At 47.3% G+C, this 16,313-nt stretch carries 15 protein-coding genes; 1 reads left to right on the top strand and 14 read right to left on the bottom strand.

The annotated features are described in order from the left end of the window. Positions 1–90: 90 nt before the first annotated feature. The 12 genes from truA to ACLVWU_RS02035 all read right to left on the bottom strand — a co-directional run bounded on the left by truA (position 91) and on the right by ACLVWU_RS02035 (position 11,727). On the bottom strand, positions 91–882 hold the full coding sequence (gene truA, locus ACLVWU_RS02090; protein WP_413576852.1) for a tRNA pseudouridine(38-40) synthase TruA: 792 nt from the start codon (positions 880–882) through the stop codon (positions 91–93). Between the two features lie 82 nt (positions 883–964). After that, positions 965–1,237 carry a HigA family addiction module antitoxin gene (locus ACLVWU_RS02085; protein WP_413576851.1) on the bottom strand — a complete coding sequence of 91 codons (273 nt, stop codon included), beginning with the start codon at positions 1,235–1,237 and terminating at the stop codon, positions 965–967. A gap of 32 nt (positions 1,238–1,269) precedes the next feature. Then, on the bottom strand, positions 1,270–2,445 hold the full coding sequence (locus ACLVWU_RS02080; protein WP_413576849.1) for a hypothetical protein: 1,176 nt from the start codon (positions 2,443–2,445) through the stop codon (positions 1,270–1,272). Then, positions 2,442–3,746, bottom strand: a complete 1,305-nt coding sequence (locus tag ACLVWU_RS02075; RefSeq protein ID WP_413576848.1) for a CFI-box-CTERM domain-containing protein — start codon at positions 3,744–3,746, stop codon at positions 2,442–2,444. The genes ACLVWU_RS02080 and ACLVWU_RS02075 overlap by 4 nt, the downstream gene beginning before the upstream one ends. Positions 3,747–3,860: 114 nt before the next feature. After that, positions 3,861–4,868 carry an aspartate-semialdehyde dehydrogenase gene (locus ACLVWU_RS02070; RefSeq protein WP_413576847.1) on the bottom strand — a complete coding sequence of 336 codons (1,008 nt, stop codon included), beginning with the start codon at positions 4,866–4,868 and terminating at the stop codon, positions 3,861–3,863. Further along, entirely contained in the window at positions 4,852–5,715 is an 864-nt protein-coding gene (gene pssA, locus ACLVWU_RS02065; RefSeq protein WP_413576845.1) for a CDP-diacylglycerol--serine O-phosphatidyltransferase, read from the bottom strand. Before pssA ends, ACLVWU_RS02070 begins: the two co-directional genes overlap by 17 nt. A gap of 9 nt (positions 5,716–5,724) precedes the next feature. Next, positions 5,725–6,372, bottom strand: a complete 648-nt coding sequence (locus tag ACLVWU_RS02060) for a diacylglycerol/polyprenol kinase family protein (RefSeq protein WP_413576843.1) — start codon at positions 6,370–6,372, stop codon at positions 5,725–5,727. Between the two features lie 151 nt (positions 6,373–6,523). Further along, positions 6,524–7,744: an MFS transporter gene (locus ACLVWU_RS02055; RefSeq protein WP_413576841.1), complete on the bottom strand. Its 1,221-nt coding sequence runs from the start codon at positions 7,742–7,744 to the stop codon at positions 6,524–6,526. Between the two features lie 10 nt (positions 7,745–7,754). Continuing rightward, positions 7,755–9,878, bottom strand: coding sequence for a PQQ-dependent sugar dehydrogenase (locus ACLVWU_RS02050; RefSeq protein WP_413576840.1), 2,124 nt, complete (start codon positions 9,876–9,878; stop codon positions 7,755–7,757). 63 nt (positions 9,879–9,941) lie between these two features. Continuing rightward, positions 9,942–10,454, bottom strand: coding sequence for a hypothetical protein (locus ACLVWU_RS02045; protein WP_413576839.1), 513 nt, complete (start codon positions 10,452–10,454; stop codon positions 9,942–9,944). 235 nt (positions 10,455–10,689) lie between these two features. Continuing rightward, a complete protein-coding gene (locus ACLVWU_RS02040) occupies positions 10,690–11,094 on the bottom strand; it encodes an ExbD/TolR family protein (RefSeq protein WP_413576837.1) in 405 nt (134 codons plus the stop codon). Between the two features lie 3 nt (positions 11,095–11,097). Beyond that, positions 11,098–11,727 carry a MotA/TolQ/ExbB proton channel family protein gene (locus tag ACLVWU_RS02035; protein WP_413576835.1) on the bottom strand — a complete coding sequence of 210 codons (630 nt, stop codon included), beginning with the start codon at positions 11,725–11,727 and terminating at the stop codon, positions 11,098–11,100. 119 nt (positions 11,728–11,846) lie between these two features. Between ACLVWU_RS02035 and ACLVWU_RS02030 the strand changes: the two genes are divergently transcribed. Further along, positions 11,847–13,643: a sulfatase-like hydrolase/transferase gene (locus ACLVWU_RS02030; RefSeq protein WP_413576833.1), complete on the top strand. Its 1,797-nt coding sequence runs from the start codon at positions 11,847–11,849 to the stop codon at positions 13,641–13,643. On the opposite strand, the gene ACLVWU_RS02025 is transcribed toward ACLVWU_RS02030, so the two are convergent. Next, complete coding sequence (locus ACLVWU_RS02025) at positions 13,640–14,317, bottom strand: hypothetical protein (RefSeq protein ID WP_413576831.1); 678 nt, start codon at positions 14,315–14,317, stop codon at positions 13,640–13,642. The two genes, ACLVWU_RS02030 and ACLVWU_RS02025, sit on opposite strands and share 4 nt — an antisense overlap. Next, positions 14,318–16,312, bottom strand: coding sequence for an FHA domain-containing protein (locus tag ACLVWU_RS02020; RefSeq protein ID WP_413576829.1), 1,995 nt, complete (start codon positions 16,310–16,312; stop codon positions 14,318–14,320). It abuts the gene before it with no gap. Position 16,313 lies beyond the last annotated feature (1 nt).

Raw genomic sequence — 16,313 nt, 5'->3', positions numbered from 1 at the left:
AATGTCTGGTTTTACCGTCCGAACATTCGGCAAATATGATGTTTGAGTTTAACAACGGGCTCTTACACTATGTTTGCGGGAAGGGATGTTTTAAAGTTCTAGGCACCCATTGTCAAGGTTCTTGGGATAATAAACCTTCATAAGGTACAGACCCTCGGCAGGCGCTGGAGGACCGGCTTTTTTACGATCCTGGGCATCGATAATTTCCTTCATATATTCAGGACTTAGCCCCTTTTTCTCGATCATCAAAGACGTGCCGACGATGTTGCGAACCATTTGCTTTAGGAAGCCGCTGCCCGTAACCGTAAACTGCAAAACCCCGGGTCTGCGCCATTCCCAGTCCGCTTTATAGATCTCGCGAATGGTGTCTTTAACCGGTGTTCCGACCGACTGAAAGCTCTTAAAGTCTTGATTTCCCACAAGAAACTTAGAACTTTCCTTTAGATGTTCGATATCAATAGGAAGTCTTTCCCAAGCTGCATAGCGGGCCAAATGGGCACTTTTGCGGGGCTTATTCAATAATAGATAGCGATACGTCTTATGGGTCGCAGACAGGGTCGCATGGAATTCTTCGGGTGCGATCCAGGCCTTTTTTACCACGATTCCGGCCGGAAGCTGGGAATTCAGGGCCCAGCACAGGTCCCATTTTTTTGCCGGGTCGATTTTACGGGAGGTGGAAAAGTGGCAAACCTGATTTAGGGCATGCACCCCGGCGTCGGTTCTACCAGAAGCAAACAACACGATCTTTTCATTGAAGATGCGGCAAAGCGCTTCCTCAATAACCTGGGCCACAGAAACCTGATCTTCGGGTTTCTGTTTTTGCCAGCCACAGTATCCTGTGCCGTCGTATGCCACTGTGAATTTAACTTTGGTCGTTTGCATGCGGGAGGGTTTAACACAGGTTGCGAACAGAGGCAGCTATTTGATTTACAACCCGCCGCCTGCGGCAGATTTTTCAGGGAAATCAGCCTGCTCTGTTTTTGCGAGCTTTATCCAGATCGTAGCTTACTTGCATACCCATCCAAACCTTGGCACTAGTTCCTAATTCTTCTGACAAATCCAAGGCGGTCTCGGCTGTGATGCCCCTTTTGCCTTTAATTAGCTCATTGAGTTTTGCCTTCATCCAACCTAGCTTTTCAGCAAACTCTGCCTGTGAGATCCCCATAGGAATCAAGAATTCCTCTAGCAAAACCTCTCCTGGATGAAATGGATTTTTAAACTCATTCGTATTTTTCATCTCATTCCTCAGGGAAGATCATCCAGCACCTTTTAGTAGTCGAGTGTGACGCCGGCTGAGATGATGTTTGAAGTGAAGTCTACGTCTTTACTGAATGAGTAAAGGTAGCGATATTCGACTGTCGCCCAAAGGTTGGCGATGCTGTATTCGGTACGAAGAGTGTAGGCGGTGTCTTTGCTCATGGCGCCGATGTTGATCATCAAACCACCGGCACCGTACGCTGCAGGTGTTCCGACGAAGTTGGTGTCGTTGCCATCGTCGCGGAATTCTGCGACTGGAATGTAAGATCCACCACCCGAAATAAACGGTGCGATGATTTGGCGGTCTACGTATTGAAAGCGGTAAGTCAGTCCAAGATTTAGTGGAATAGCAACGAAAGTGTACTCTTCTAAAGCTTCTTGTCCCGCTGTCGGGTTCGGAGGTGTTCCAGTTCCGTCTTCAGTAAAGCGACCTTGTCCGGTAGCCATCAACAAACCAATGCCACCTTGAAGTTTGAAATTCTTGGATGCTTTGAATGGCTGCCATTCGTAATCAAACATCAATAGCGGCGCCTGAGGCCCCGTGTACATGGTATCGAAATTAGTAGTACCGTCTGCTGATTGGATCTTTGGAGAATCCATCATACCGAAGCGGAACGCACCAGTAGTGCTGTAACCTTTTTTCTCGCTGGTTTTATAAACATAAGTGCCGTCTTTTTCGATACGAATCAAACCAACAGCTGACTGGGGATGACGAATATATTCAACACCGCCCGAGCGTGATTTACTGACGACTTCGTCGGCATATACAGGGGCTGCAGCTTTAACTGGAGTTGTGGGTTCTTCCAGCAGGATATCGCCTTCGGGAATTTCATTCGTGGGAGCTGCAACCGTCGGTTCTTCATCTTCCAGCAAGAAATCTTCAGAGGATCCAGCTTCAGGTACGTTTTGATTTAAATCGACAGTGTTATTTTGACCTTTTGCTGCTGGAGCTGCAGGTGTTGCAGTTACCGGAGCTGGTGGAGGTACTGGTTGTCCGCCACTTTGCAGGATTTCGTCTTCAATGCTAAGCGCATCGTCAGTTTCTGCTTTAAGAGGATCTGCGGCTGGTGCATCAAATTCACTTTCGTCTACGAAAGGTGGCTCTTTCGGAGCAGATTCTTGTGCGTGTGCGGTGTGAAACATTGTGACCGCCAAAAGCGCGACCAACACCAACCAAAGTGATTTCACAGTTCACCCCGAACGTTACGTCCCAGAATCAGGCGCTGATACAAGCCCCACAATGTCAAACCTGCTAACAATACAAATCCAAGAGCATACCAGAAACCAACAGCCACGCTCATGCGAGCAAAAAATAGCATCGGCCACAACACGCCACGAACTGCGATTTTTGCAGTGTCGTTTTGTGCGATCATGTTTGCATACTTAGGACTGTACTTATAATAAGTTTTTACGAGGCTGCGCCCCCAGGAGTACGGAAGCAGATATTTGTTTCTGAAATCACGGAAGCTTTGTACTTCAGGAGCCATGTCACTGCCAAACGCCGCCGTGGCGATGAAACAGCTCTTGTCATCCAGAAGTCCCGCAACCGGAGTTGGCGTACCACACAAAGAATCCGCTGATACTGATGCTACCGGAGTGTAGCGATAGATATTCCCAGTCAGGTCTTTGTTCGCCATCACCATGCAATAGTTCGTCCCATTTGTCAGACCAGAGACATATACCTTAGACATAGCAGAAACATTAATTGGAACTTCAAACGAGGGTGACTTATTCGTGATCTTAGCAACTGTCGTGTTATTGGGATCTGTACCCGTTTGCGGTTCATAGAAAAACACTGCACTGGTAAAATTCACGCCGGCAGTACTGGCTGGATATTGGTCAGACGCACCCAGATCACGGGCATAAAGTTTGGAATCCCCTGGGAATGCGGTGAAATTGCAAAGTCCCGTACTTGCGGGAACTGCCACATCCACAGGACAATCAGTATATTCAGAAGCAGCAGTATCAGCCACAGACGTAATAATTTGAAAAGTAAAAGTTCCACCTGCAGCTCCGGTGGAGTTCGCAGCTGCTGTGATAACTAAATCATGGTTCAAATTGTCAGCCAGGCAAGTTGAATCGTTGATGGCCTTCGAACAGATATCAGCCCATGTGAGTGTGATAGCAACTCCACTGGAGCCAGGGACAACAGTCCCGTTCACCGTGCTGGAATCAATTTTCATTGAAATATCTGCAGCAGAAGTAATCGGAGTCGTAGAATTCAAAACGATAGTCAGTTGAAGTTCTGGAAAAATAGCATTCTTATTACAAGGCTTCAGGCCGTCTCCGGCACACGTATCACAGGTAGAATTCGTCGTTGAACTTACGCACGTTCCAGCAATTCCACCATAGATGATAGGCTTCGTTGGAGTTGTTGTGGAATCAACAGCCGTTGCGCCACCGACAGTTCCAAAACTCAAAGTGGCCAATGCCATCTTGGACATCAATATCGTGGTAGAAAATAAAGCGAACTGCTTAAAAAGGCGCATACCTTAATCGAACCACTGGACGAGCCATTAGTCAAAACAACCAGCCCGCCCAGACCTTCGTCGGAACTTTATACACAAGGCTGGTCAAAAAGGTCCAGTTGCAAAGCGGAGGGCCTAGAAGAAGATTTGTTCGGCTATTTGAATACCATTCAGCGCTGCACCCTTGCGGATGTTATCAGACACGACCCACATCATCCACAGCTTGGAATCTTCTGGATCACGGTGGATACGCCCCACATAAACAGGGTCTTTGCCTGAAACTTCACGTGCCAGCGGGTAAACGCTGCGTTTTGGGTCATCCTGAACAACAATTCCAGGATGAGAAACCAACGCCTCGGTCACTGCTTCGCGAGTTGTATCCTTTTTCAAAGTCACCCAAACAGATTCACTGTGCGCGTTCAATGCCGGGATACGCACCGTAAAGGCAGAGACCTTCAATTGCGGTAAACCCAAGATCTTGCGTGTTTCTTTCATGATTTTGACTTCTTCACTGCAGAAGCCCTGATCGTTGAAGGAACCGATTTGCGGAATACAATTGAACAAAATAGTGTGCGGGAAAGTTTTCGGTTCAAGCTTGTCGTGAGTGTGCTTGGAGGTTTGCTCCATCAACTCATCATAACCGCCCTGGCCTGCACCACTGACCGCTTGATAGGTACTGACACGCACCTCTTCCAAACCAAACTTTTCAGCCAATGGTTTCAAAGCGACAACAAGTTGGATTGTGGAACAGTTTGGATTCGCAATCACTTGAGGTTTGGAATCTTTATTTACCAGGTGACCATTCACTTCCGGAACGATCAACACTGTATTTGGATCCATGCGGAAGGCTGCCGAGTTATCCACGGCGAAAGCCCCAGCCTGCACGGCTTTCGGAGCCCACTCTGCAGAGATATCATCCCCTGAAGAAAAGAACACCAGATCCAGGCCATCAAAGCAGCCCTCTTTTAGAATCTGCACGGGCCATTGCTGACCTTGCAGTTCAATTTTTTTACCCAGGGAGTTTTCAGAAGCGAAGGGGCGCAGTTCCGCGATAGGGAACTCACGCTCTTCCAGAAGAGTCATAAAAGTTTGGCCGACCATACCGGTCGCGCCGACAACGCCGACTTTAAGTTTTCTTTTCATTGTCCTTGGTCTCTTCTTCATCTTCCTCATAGACCAAGTCGCTCTCATGAACCTGCCCTGGTGCATATACCGAAGGCTTGATCTTGCGGATGTTTTTACCCAATTTGAATACGCCGAAGACTGCTCCCAAGGCTGCGTAGCCCATGAACAGAACGAACAGCATCACTTCCGGACGAAGTGCTACAACTACTAGAACGCCGACTCCCAAAATCAAATAACGGAATGGCAGACGCTCTTTCAAATCCAAATCTTTAAAGCTGCGGAAACGGAAGTTTGAAACCATCACCAGCGCCAACAAGATTGTCATAACCAGCAAACCGTAATTACCCATCGGTTCCAATTCCAAATCCTGGAATGCAAGAACGGAAGAAGCCACGATACCGGCAGCCATTGGAATTGGCAGACCTTGGAAATAGTTTTTCTCGACCACGTTTGCCTGAACGTTGAAGCGCGCCAAACGAAGGGCTCCGCAAGCCACGAACAAGAAACACGCAACCCAACCCAAACGGCCGAATGGTTGCAATGCCCACAAGAACAACAAAACACCCGGAGCCATACCGAAGCTTACCAGGTCACAAAGAGAATCGTACTCTGCACCGAACTTACTGGTTGAACGAGTCAAACGCGCCAAACGGCCATCCAACTGGTCAAACACGGCAGCAACAACGATCGCGTAAGCAGCCCAAAGGTAATTACCCTTAATGGATTGAATAACAGCGAAGAATCCTGAGAACAGGTTTCCAGTCGTCATCAAGTTTGGAAGAATATAAATGTACATGTGCAAGCGCTGTGCGCGAGCATCTTCTGTATCTAGATTTGGATGGTGTGCGATGTGTTCATTTGCCATGTATCGGTTTTATCCGACATTGGCGAAAAATCCAAAGAAATAAAAGAGGATAGATAGGCCAACGGCGCTCATCAATGGCAACGTCAGGTTATCATCTAATTTTCCAACGGGAATCAACTCTGCAAATGCTCCGACAAGGCCGGCCAGCAAGCTGATCACGATCACGCGATCCGTTAGATAATTGTGATATAACAAAAACGCCAATGTCAGACCCATGCAGACGAAAAACGCTGCCATAAAGCCTTGAATGGACTTGTGACCGAAGATTTTGTCCTTACCGTACAAGATTCCAAAATAGCTGGCGATAGGATCTGCAAAAGCCAGGAACAACAACGTCAAAGCCACGATAGGACGCGGAAAGATAACGTAAACTATCAGAACACCAGTAAGTAAAAAAGTCGTACCCGCGAGCTTTTTTACTTCACTTTGGCGCATGATCGGCTTGAATGCGTGAACTGCGAAATCGTTCAGCACCGGATAACGGTGGCGCAAGAAATCAAAAGGAACGAACAAAATCCAGGCAACAACCAGAAGAGTTAAAGACACCTTTTCAGGCAGATAGACATAGGCCAAAAACATGGCAAACACGGCAGACATATGCCAAAATTTTCGAGCATAATGTATGTCCGAGCGCTTCTTTAGGTCTACCAAGTTCATGAATCCTTCTGTAATCATTCGTGCTCAACTTAAAGGCTCGAATGAGCAAGATCAATTTAAATGATACTACTCTAGCCGAGCGCATCAACTCAATGAATTAGCTTAGGTAATACTAATCAGCCAGAGCAAATTATATGTATATTTTCAGGGTTTATGCTGCTTGAGAAGTAGAGCTTCGTGTCGATTTGAGTAACAACCCTACTCCACCACAGATAATCCAAAGCACGCCGCAGGCCAAAATAACGGTGCGAACAGATGTCATCTTAATCAACCAGGGCGAAGCGAGTGTGCATAGCAGTGTTCCAAAAGACTCGACAGCCATGCGCAGGCGAAACACCTTGGTTAAATCCGATACTTGAAATTTTCTTTGCATCAAATCAATAAATGCCAGGTCATTCATCGGCCCTAAGAAGCCGGTATAAATCGAAGCCACCGCAATCCAAAACACCGTTGGTGCAAGTCCGATCCAAACAACTCCGGCACCCCACAACACATAACCCAGATACATCATCCACAAAAGACGATGCTCTGCGCGTTTGCGATTGCCGAAATACACAGCTCCCAACAGATTTCCCACACCGTAAGTGGCCATAACCAAACCAAACATGCGCGCATCTCCGCCAGAGATCTGATGAATCAAGAGCGCAAACCCCACGATCACTGCCAGATTCCAAGCTCCTGCTGTCAGAGCCCGCGACAGGAAAACATATCTCATCCCGACATGCTCTTCGATCAATCGAAAGCCACCCAAAATAGCTTCGCCAAAACCAACGCGGCCTTTGGGAGCTATCATATTTTCCGGTAAATACTTTTTTAAAGACCAAATGGAAATGGCCGAAATTAAAAATGTAAATGCGTCGATCGTAAAAAAATGAATCATTGGCACCACGGCCGCAAGCAATCCGACAACAGCGGGGCCCACCATGCGTGCGCCACGAATTGTTGTTGCCATCAAACCATTGGTGGATTGCATAGTATCGAAATCTTTTGCCAAGATCGGAATCATGGCCTGAGTGGCCGGATCAAAGAAGGCGCTGAGGGATGCCAATATCAATGCCATCACAATCAATAGCGACAAAGGCACTGTCATAAAAAAGGAAACAAATACTGGAATCAATACGATCACCATGCGCACCAGATCGACGCGAATCATAGTTTGATGCGGATTCCAGCGATCAGCCCATTTGCCACCGACAAAACTTAGAAGCATCAAAGCGGCTGTCTGACCTGCCGTCAAATATCCGGTGTCGGCGCCCATAAGACTTACTGCAAACCACGTTAATCCAACTCTGTAGATCTCATCACCGATAGAGGAAAAGGCCTGCCCCAGCCACAGGCGTTGCAGTTGGGGTTGTCTGAGGGCCTTGATCATAAAAACTTTCTTATTGAGCTAAATAGTAAACGCCGTCTTCCGGAGCCGGGCAAGTGTCCCTGAAAAGACGACTGTGTGCTGGTACCAGATACACACGTCTCCACGAATACCCGTCCGCGGAAATAACTTTTCCCGGCCGAGGATCGACGAACACAATATCCCCGGGATTCAACTGACCGCAAGCTTTTGCTTTAGTCGAAGGCTGAATGCGAATATTGCGTTTATCTTTCGCCACGAATTTGGCGTAACTTGCATCCACATCCTTAGGTAAAGCGCCGATCCACTTCGAAACCAAAGCGTTCAAACGCTCCCCTTCGGCAGTTCCAAAAAACTGTGGCTTATCCAAAGGTGGCATTGGAGTGTATCCTTCAAGACGTGCAATTGCTCCGTACATTTTGCTGCGCTCCAGATCCTGCGGCGCAATCCAGCCATTCTTGATTAAAAAATCCAAATTGCTGAAACGATCTTTGGCAACATCGTCTGCTTGCATATTGCCGTGACAACCCAAGCAGTAATTTTGAATCACTTGTTTTTGAATATTCTGATAACCCTGATTCAGCTCGGGACTGTCTTTAATAGCTGAACGCCAAGCCAGCATTTGAACTTGCGGATCAAACACCACTGCCGAGCGATCACATGGTTCGCGGTAGTTGGCAGAATTCGTTCGTGCAAGTCTGACGATCGTGCGATTTTCGCGATCTTCCACAATCCAAATGGAGCCATCACTAGCCTCAGTAAACGCGACCGGTGCTCCTTTTGGACGAACACCTTTGACTTCATTCCATTTCGAAATCACTTCTTGATAAGAAGCCTGTCTTTCCATGCCTCCACGTGGCTGAAATGCCTTGGCGATAGGACATGCACCAGGTTGATTAAATTGATAAAAAGCCTTTGTCGTTGTCGGCTCGGTGACAGGCAATCCTTTTTCATCAACGGAGTAAGCAACTAAGCGTTGCCCCATCGGTTGATATCCATGCCACGTGACCAGAAGCTTTCCACCGAACAAATCACTGAACATGCTGCCGCGATAGTAATCCATGTGTAATGGCGCCACATGGGGAGGCATCAGGATATAGGGAGGCTGATACTGCCCCATACCAGTTGCGTTTCTTAGCGAGCAATCAACAGGTTTGCGGAACTGTTTGTGAATGGGTAATTTAGCGTTTTCTGGAAACTCCCACTCTGGTGAAGTCGCATGAAAATTATAGCAGTACGGCCAACCATAGTGAGGCGTTCTGCCTTTATCCAGATCGATAACGTTGATTTCCTCATAGGGTTCTTCCAGCTCTGGGAAGTCACGGCCGTTTTCACCTTGCACCAAGAATCCTGCACTGGAAACAACCATGGCCATGGAGTTTCTTAAACCAATGGCAGCGTACTCAAAATTACCCACACCTTCTGGCGGAGGGTTTTTTAGCTTTTCCGCAGGGACGCGATAAACAGCGCCATTCCCTTCGGCCTGATCTTCCGAACAGTATTTGTACTCCCCGGTTCCTTCAACAATACAGTGATCACTTGGAGAACCAGAGTTGATGTACATATCGCCATTTCGTGGATCAAACACGAACTGCGACAAGGGATGCATGTAGCCTTCCTTGCGCGCAAGATTCGCAAATACGATGCGCCAATTTACCAACTTGCCATTGATATACTGAAATTTTGAAATCTGATTCTTTTCGCCGATATAAAAGAATCCATCCGGCCCCAAACGCAAACCGTGTGGATTGTCCAAGCCCGCTTTTAACAAAGTGATTTGGTAATTACCCGTAGCCCCTGGCTTCAACAAAAACAGTCGTCCATTCTTTGGACCCCAGCCCCCCATGTCGACCACCAGAAATTGATTCGAATTTGCCAGTTGCAAAATGGTTCTGGGTTTTACAAATCCTTTATTGGTCGCGGGATCCAGGGCGCGGTCTCTTGGCAATACCATTCCCAGGCAAGTTCCCGGCATGGTTTCAACCATCAAACGTGGAAATCCATCACAGGATCTGTCCGTCGGATCATAGGCATAACCGCTTTTGTCCAAAATCATTTTAGTGGAAGCAGCAGAACGTTTCGCTGAATCAGTTCCGGGATTTTTCACAGACGTGCATTGAATCAACGAAAATACGACAACTAACAATATAACGCGCATAAAAGATCCTTAAATGGTGGTTCTTTTATTTTGCGGAAGAAAGTCGAAAAAGGGAAATAAGATTTAAATCTTGGTAGAGCTGATCCGGATGATTTCTTCAACCTGACGACCGGCTTTTTCATAACGAATGGCGATTTCATTCTGGCCAGGCTTCAACTGGATCAGATCCGTTTGATATCTGTCAGAGCCGCGATCAAAAACCGAAGCCGTATAACCGTTGCTTTTGTTCACAATCTGAATCTCGCCCACGGAAACACCTGCATTGCAGTTTTTACCTTTGAACTGGACGTAACCAGCGTGCACTTCAAGAGCACCAGTTTTGGTTTTGCAGTTTAGATCCACATCAGCGGATTCATGAAGCGACGATCCGATTTTTTGAGGAGCGACTGTTGTCTCTGGAATGGAAGCGGGACGACGGTTGCTATCTTTTGCCAAAACCGAAGTGGCCGCTTGCTGTGGTTCTTGAGTCGGAGGATCTTCTTCAGTCAAACTTGCAAACGTACGCGCGCCCAATAGCACTACCAGCACAAATGTGATTGCAATAAATTGAACTTCTGAAGCCGCACGTTTAAACATGCTTCCTTGATCGGAGTTCCCGAGCAGGACTTTAGCCGTATCAAATTGAGAAATGACACAAAAGCCCCTCGAAGGTCGTGCAAAAATAATTGGAATGCAATTGGGTGCTGTTGAACTGTCGGAGTTACAAAACAAGGCGGAAAATATTTTGAAAAATTCGCTCTAAGTCCCGGAAAGCCGCGACTGGAGCTGATACAAAAAGACCCTTCCGAGTGGAAGGGTCTTCAAATTGAGACTATTTTTTATCGATACTGATCGCGAACTTCTTAACTCCGGCACCTTTTACGATGTCCAGAAGCCCGACCACTTTGCCATGTGGCACATCTTTATCCGCTGAAATGATCGCCTGAACTTCTGTGTTCTTCGTCACTTCCTCGATGGCTTTGGCTTTCACAGTGGCTTCGTCAACGAACGCCCCGTTTAAGTTAATACGTCCATCCGCAGTCAGGGAAATATTCAGTTTACTTGGAGCCGTCTGATCACCGCTGGCTGCTTTTGGCAGATTTACGTTAATCGAAGGCTTGATGAACATCGGTGCCGTGACCATGAAGATGATCAGGACCACCAGGATGATATCCACCAATGGGACAACGTTAATGTCCGCTATGGCTTCGTTGTTTTCCCCATTCTTCATTGCCATGGTTTAAACACCTTTTTTCTTAGCGTATGCAAGGCAAAGTTCTTTGACACTCTCTAGGGAGTTAAAGATCCCACGCACTTGTTTGCTGTAATAGTTGTAAGCAATAACCGCTGGGATTGCCACGAACAGACCGGCGGCAGTTGCAACAAGGGCCATGGAAATACCTGCCATAACAGTTTGTTGACCAGCTTCAGGGGCCGTCGCCAAGTCATTGAAGGCTTTCATGATACCCAAAACTGTACCAAACAATCCGATATAAGGAGCGTTCGATCCCAACGTTGCCAGGAAGTTCAGATATCTCTCTAAATCCGGACGCTCTGTCAGAGCGAATGTGTTGAAGATTTCTTCCAAGCCTTTGCTTCCCGTCGCACGTAGATGCTTCATTGCCTGGCCCGCAGCGCGGCCCTCAAGGGAGTCCGGATCTTTAGCAAGATCTTCGATGTCTTCAACGCTATTGCTTTGAATCGCCAGTTTAATTTTCGCACGAACGCGTTGCGACTCAGAAGAAACTTTTCTCAACGCAAAGAATCTCTCAAGAATCATTCCGATACTAAGAATGCTCAGAATAAGTAACAACCACAACACAACCTGATCGGCTAAATGTGCAACACCAAAAATTTTCTCTGCAAGCATCGAGATGTCCTTTCAAAACTTTGACTAGCAAAAATTATTGATTCATTATCTCTAGATCAATGTCATACGGTCAAGATATGCGGAGAATCATTTTAGCTTTCACACTATGCGCATTAAGCATGGTCCAGCTTGGCTGCCAATCAAGTGACAAGAGTTCAATTCTTATCATTGCAGCTGACAACCTTGCCGTGTCTGATATCACTTGCTCAAATGACGGTTACGCAGGAACTAAGTCTGGTTTTCAATTGCTTTGCAACGAGTCAGTCCGCTTCACTCATGCCTTTACAACTTCCACATTAAGTACACCGGCGCTGACCTCTGTTCTTACAGGACTTCACCCTTATCAGCACAAGGTGCGACATAATGGCGGTCCGGGTTTGGCCGCCGAAATAGAACTGGCATCCGAAGTTGCCGTTTACCAAGACTACCGAACTAGTTTCTTCACCGGCGGCGCTCCTGTTTTTCGACGCTCTGGACTAAATCAAGGGTTCGAGCTCTTTGATGACAGCATTGCCCCTGGTTTTTCCAACTTGTACCGCCCGTTTAAAAAGAACGCCGCAAATTTTATGCAATGGCTTCGCCACGATGTTGGAAATGGTCCGTTCTTCAGCGTTCTTTACGCACCGGATTTGCAATTCACAAATACAATTACGACGACGGAACTTGGGGAAACCCGCAACCTGAGCTTTGAATCCCAGGTTGATGAGTTCGATGAAAGTCTTTACGAACTGATCACACAAATAAAATCGGCCCGCCGCTGGGAAAATACCACGGTCATGCTGGTAGGACTCAGTGGTCATAATAATGGTGAACGCCGTGATCGTCGCGACTTTCCGACTTTAAACTTAAATTCTGAAAACACCCAGGTGGCGCTATTCATCAAGCCCGCACAAAAGAAGAAAAAGGGCGACGAACCCATCTACTGGAAAGTGGATCAAAACGTCACTTTGGCAGATGTCGGCAAGACCCTTTTTGAACTTCTTGGTGAAAGCGTTATCGAGGGTGACGGCGGGGATTTTCCGATTCATTCATTAACCGGAGTTTTGAAAAGTCCTGAAGCCAGCTGGCCCGAAGATCGCCCCTTCCCGATCGAATCCGGCTGGGCTTTATGGCGCAATGCTGGTCCTTTACGTGTGGCCATCATTTCTCACCACGTTCTGCTGATCAACGACGAAACTCCAAAGCTTTACAATACTCTGGTTGATCGCATGGAAGTCACTCCACTGCCAATGCTTCAGCAAAGCTTGCTGCCAACAACCACACGGCTGCAACATTTAATCAGAAAGAATCAATTTCCGGCTTACACACCTTTGAATTCTGAATGGCTCGCAAAGCTTTCGATTCCCTATGACCGCTGGACTCGCCTGGATCAGGAACCCTTGTTACTGCGCGACCTAAAACGACTGGGCAACAATTCTGTTTATAAGAACATCAGTATCTTAAATTGGACAGCGCAACTGTCACTGAATCAAAAAGACTGGGACTCGCTTAGAAACCTGGGCATTAAAAATGGCGTCAGCGTATGGCAGTACGTCGGCGAGAAGAACCTGAACATCAAGAATCCGAAAACTTCAGATCCTTGCATTGAACTGCTGACCTCTAAAGAGGTCGATGCCACTCGCATGAAGAACTGCAATGATCCGTTATTTTTAGATCTGGTGGATTGGCTGCGCGCAGACGTTCGCGGTCTGGCCAAAGAGGCCCAAAGAAAGAAATTTGAACGCTCCTTTAAGAACTACATGCTGGATCAGGAAATACAGCGCAATAATATTGCTTTAGGATTGGTCTGGGATACATCGCGTGAAAACCTGTATGCACCTTCCCGCGCTGAGCTGGCATTGCATCTGCCCGAAAATGCGAAAATCCGCACGCAAGTTTATAAATCATTGGAAACCATCGACAAAGAAGATAATTAGACTGCGATCATTCCCAGCCAGAATGGAAGTTCTGGCTCTTCCTGAATCATCGCCTGTGTCAGCATGTTTAAATCGGTTTCGTAAGACTGCAAGCCCCACAACGTTGTCGCAACCGAAGTTCCGGCAAACAAAACCAACTTATCACCTTCTGCGACATGTGTGTGTCCCGTCTGAATATTGCAAGTCGGATCCAGTCCCAACAGCTGAGCTGGCAGTGGCGGCAGCACCCCTTGATCGCGCAGTTCTGAGGCCAGATCGGTGGCGATACTTAAAGGCTGCAACCGTTGATTCTGTCTTTGTACGAAAATACTTGGAGCACCGACCTGCGCCCACGCAACCTGCGATCCGCGTCTGAACATTGCGAGCACTTCAACACCTGAAGCATATTCCTTGCGATTTTCACCCCGATAAAGAGCATCATTGGCAATCATCAAAGCCGTGCGAACATAGTTCGCCTCATCACTAATACAAGTTAGAAATTCAAATGGTGACGTGACTTCCACATCCGCTTTGGCAGCGCTGACGTACTTGACTACTTCGTTCAAGGCGCGCTCACCATGCTCTGGCTGACCCCAGGTTGTCACAACCACAATCAAGGATCCGTCCTCTTCGGCATGAATCAAAGGCTTGGGACGCATGATTTTTCCACTGTAGGAACGCTCTTGCAACTTCATCTAAAGAGCTCCATATTTCTTAAGCTTAATGTGCGCTTTTCTGTAGTACTCACCATCCGGAATATCCAGCTCCAGAATCTTCTTCCACTTATCTTTGGCACCAGCTTTGGCCTCGCCGCCATCGACGTTACCAAAGCTTTCCTCCAGAATACCCTCTTGATAAAGGGTCATCATCTGCTTGCGCAATTCCGTGACACGCTTTTCAATTTTCTCTGGCAACTCTGGATTTTCCGGATCAATCCCTTTGGCTTTTCTAAGCGCCAGGATGGATCCCTTCAGATTTCCGGCCTGATAAAGCTTTTCGGATTCGCTTTGCAATGCCGCCGTTTTTGAATTCATCTGACTGCGAATCGAGGCAATGCTTCGCGAAGCCTGTGCTTTATAGCTATTCGGATCAGGCAGTTTTGAAGCCAGGACTTTTTCATAAGCCTCGATGATATCCAAAGGCTTTTGCGAGTTCTTGTGCAATGACTGCGCTTTATCGTAAATAGCTTTTAACCGCGCCACCTGAGACTGATATTCAGCACGCTGCGCTTTCTGTGTTTCACGATTAGTGGTAATAACTTCGACCTGAGTTTTTAAATCCAGAATCTTTGGATGATCCGGATTAAACTGCATGACGCTGGACAAACACTCATCGAGTTCATCCATGGTGGTATTCGGATTGATTTTCTTTTGGCAGATCAAAACCTGATTCTGAATCTTTTGTTCCGCTTCCGCCTTCGCTTTTTCACGCTCTGCTTCGCGGATGTTTAGCTCCTGAATATAGATAGCTTCTTTGGCCAGACGTTGAATTTCCTTGGTATCTTCATAGTCAGGAACCATCTCGTGAATTTTCACGATTTCATCCTGAGCCAGCTGATACTTACCCTGCATGTATAGGTTCTTCGCGTCTTTATATCTTTGACGAACCAGAGCTTGCTGCTCGGGTTTCAATTTACCAAATACTTCCTGTGGTGAACCCGGCGCTGCCGCGGTTCCCGCCGTTTTTGGGCCGTCGGTTTTCTTTTCACCGCCACTGAACAAATACGCCACTAAAAGCAATGCCACAGCACCACCGATAATTTTTGGACGGTGTTTCTGGAAATCAAACTTGGCTTTGCCCTCTGCAGCCGGTGCAACAGGCCCCGGCATTTGGCCGTACTGAGGCTGATACTGCATCGGCACTCCGCCCTGCTGTTGATAAGGAGCAATACCGTATGCCTGTTCTGACATTTGCACCAATGGATTTGGTGGCGCCACTTTTACCATGTCCAGACGACTTTGGAAGTGAGCATCGTGCAATTCAAAGAACAGGTAGTTATCCAAAACTGTGATGGCATCACCACTGCGAATCGAAGTCACTTCTGTAGAGGAAATCGGATTACCATTAACGAGAGTTCCGTTTACACTGCCCAGATCGATAATCTGATACTGATTGCCGTTGCGGCGAAGCTCAAACTGACGACGACTGACCCTTTGATCACGGATTTGAATGTGGCAAGAGGCATCGCGCCCTGCAATCCAGGCGTCCCCTTCATCAAGGCGAATCAATTCTTTAGCATCACCCGATGCATCCACAATTTTAATGAATGCGGCTGTTGGCGCTGCACCAACGATAGTTTTCTCGGCACCCATTTCACCTTGTACCGCCGGCAAGTAGCTGGCCTCTGAAGACGACGGAGAAGCTGCGACCTCAACCATCGCTGGCTGCGCTGTTGCTGATGACATCAGAAAATCAAATTCATAGGGTGGAATTGTAAATGAAAAACCATGGTCCAATGCAACCTGTTGAACGGGCTCGCCATTCACCATCACTTCCCCATAACGGGAAACAACCTGCAAAGTCCACTGACCACTTTCAGAAGAAATTTTAAAATGCTCGCGAGAAATGCCTTTTTCGGGCTGCAATACGATATCACAGTCCTCTTTACGGCCGGCCACATAGGAGCGACCGTCCTCCAAAGGCATGTTGTAAACTGTCTTTCCGCGAAGACGCACTATCAGATGTGCCATA

Source organism: Bdellovibrio sp. HCB290, from assembly GCF_047305925.1.
In the GTDB taxonomy this organism is placed as follows: domain Bacteria; phylum Bdellovibrionota; class Bdellovibrionia; order Bdellovibrionales; family Bdellovibrionaceae; genus Bdellovibrio.
The sequence above is the reverse complement of the archived record's forward strand: the minus strand, read 5'-3'. Positions and strand labels throughout refer to the sequence as shown.

Bases quoted from the DNA above. Each gene is read 5' to 3' on its own strand.
- truA (WP_413576852.1), bottom strand. From the start codon at position 882: ATGCAAACGACCAAAGTTAAATTCACAGTGGCATACGACGGCACAGGA.
- ACLVWU_RS02085 (WP_413576851.1), bottom strand. From the start codon at position 1,237: ATGAAAAATACGAATGAGTTTAAAAATCCATTTCATCCAGGAGAGGTT.
- ACLVWU_RS02075 (WP_413576848.1), bottom strand. From the start codon at position 3,746: ATGCGCCTTTTTAAGCAGTTCGCTTTATTTTCTACCACGATATTGATG.
- ACLVWU_RS02070 (WP_413576847.1), bottom strand. From the start codon at position 4,868: ATGAAAAGAAAACTTAAAGTCGGCGTTGTCGGCGCGACCGGTATGGTC.
- pssA (WP_413576845.1), bottom strand. From the start codon at position 5,715: ATGGCAAATGAACACATCGCACACCATCCAAATCTAGATACAGAAGAT.
- ACLVWU_RS02060 (WP_413576843.1), bottom strand. From the start codon at position 6,372: ATGAACTTGGTAGACCTAAAGAAGCGCTCGGACATACATTATGCTCGA.
- ACLVWU_RS02055 (WP_413576841.1), bottom strand. From the start codon at position 7,744: ATGATCAAGGCCCTCAGACAACCCCAACTGCAACGCCTGTGGCTGGGG.
- ACLVWU_RS02050 (WP_413576840.1), bottom strand. From the start codon at position 9,878: ATGCGCGTTATATTGTTAGTTGTCGTATTTTCGTTGATTCAATGCACG.
- ACLVWU_RS02045 (WP_413576839.1), bottom strand. From the start codon at position 10,454: ATGTTTAAACGTGCGGCTTCAGAAGTTCAATTTATTGCAATCACATTT.
- ACLVWU_RS02040 (WP_413576837.1), bottom strand. From the start codon at position 11,094: ATGGCAATGAAGAATGGGGAAAACAACGAAGCCATAGCGGACATTAAC.
- ACLVWU_RS02035 (WP_413576835.1), bottom strand. From the start codon at position 11,727: ATGCTTGCAGAGAAAATTTTTGGTGTTGCACATTTAGCCGATCAGGTT.
- ACLVWU_RS02030 (WP_413576833.1), top strand. From the start codon at position 11,847: ATGGTCCAGCTTGGCTGCCAATCAAGTGACAAGAGTTCAATTCTTATC.
- ACLVWU_RS02025 (WP_413576831.1), bottom strand. From the start codon at position 14,317: ATGAAGTTGCAAGAGCGTTCCTACAGTGGAAAAATCATGCGTCCCAAG.
- ACLVWU_RS02020 (WP_413576829.1), bottom strand. From the start codon at position 16,312: ATGGCACATCTGATAGTGCGTCTTCGCGGAAAGACAGTTTACAACATG.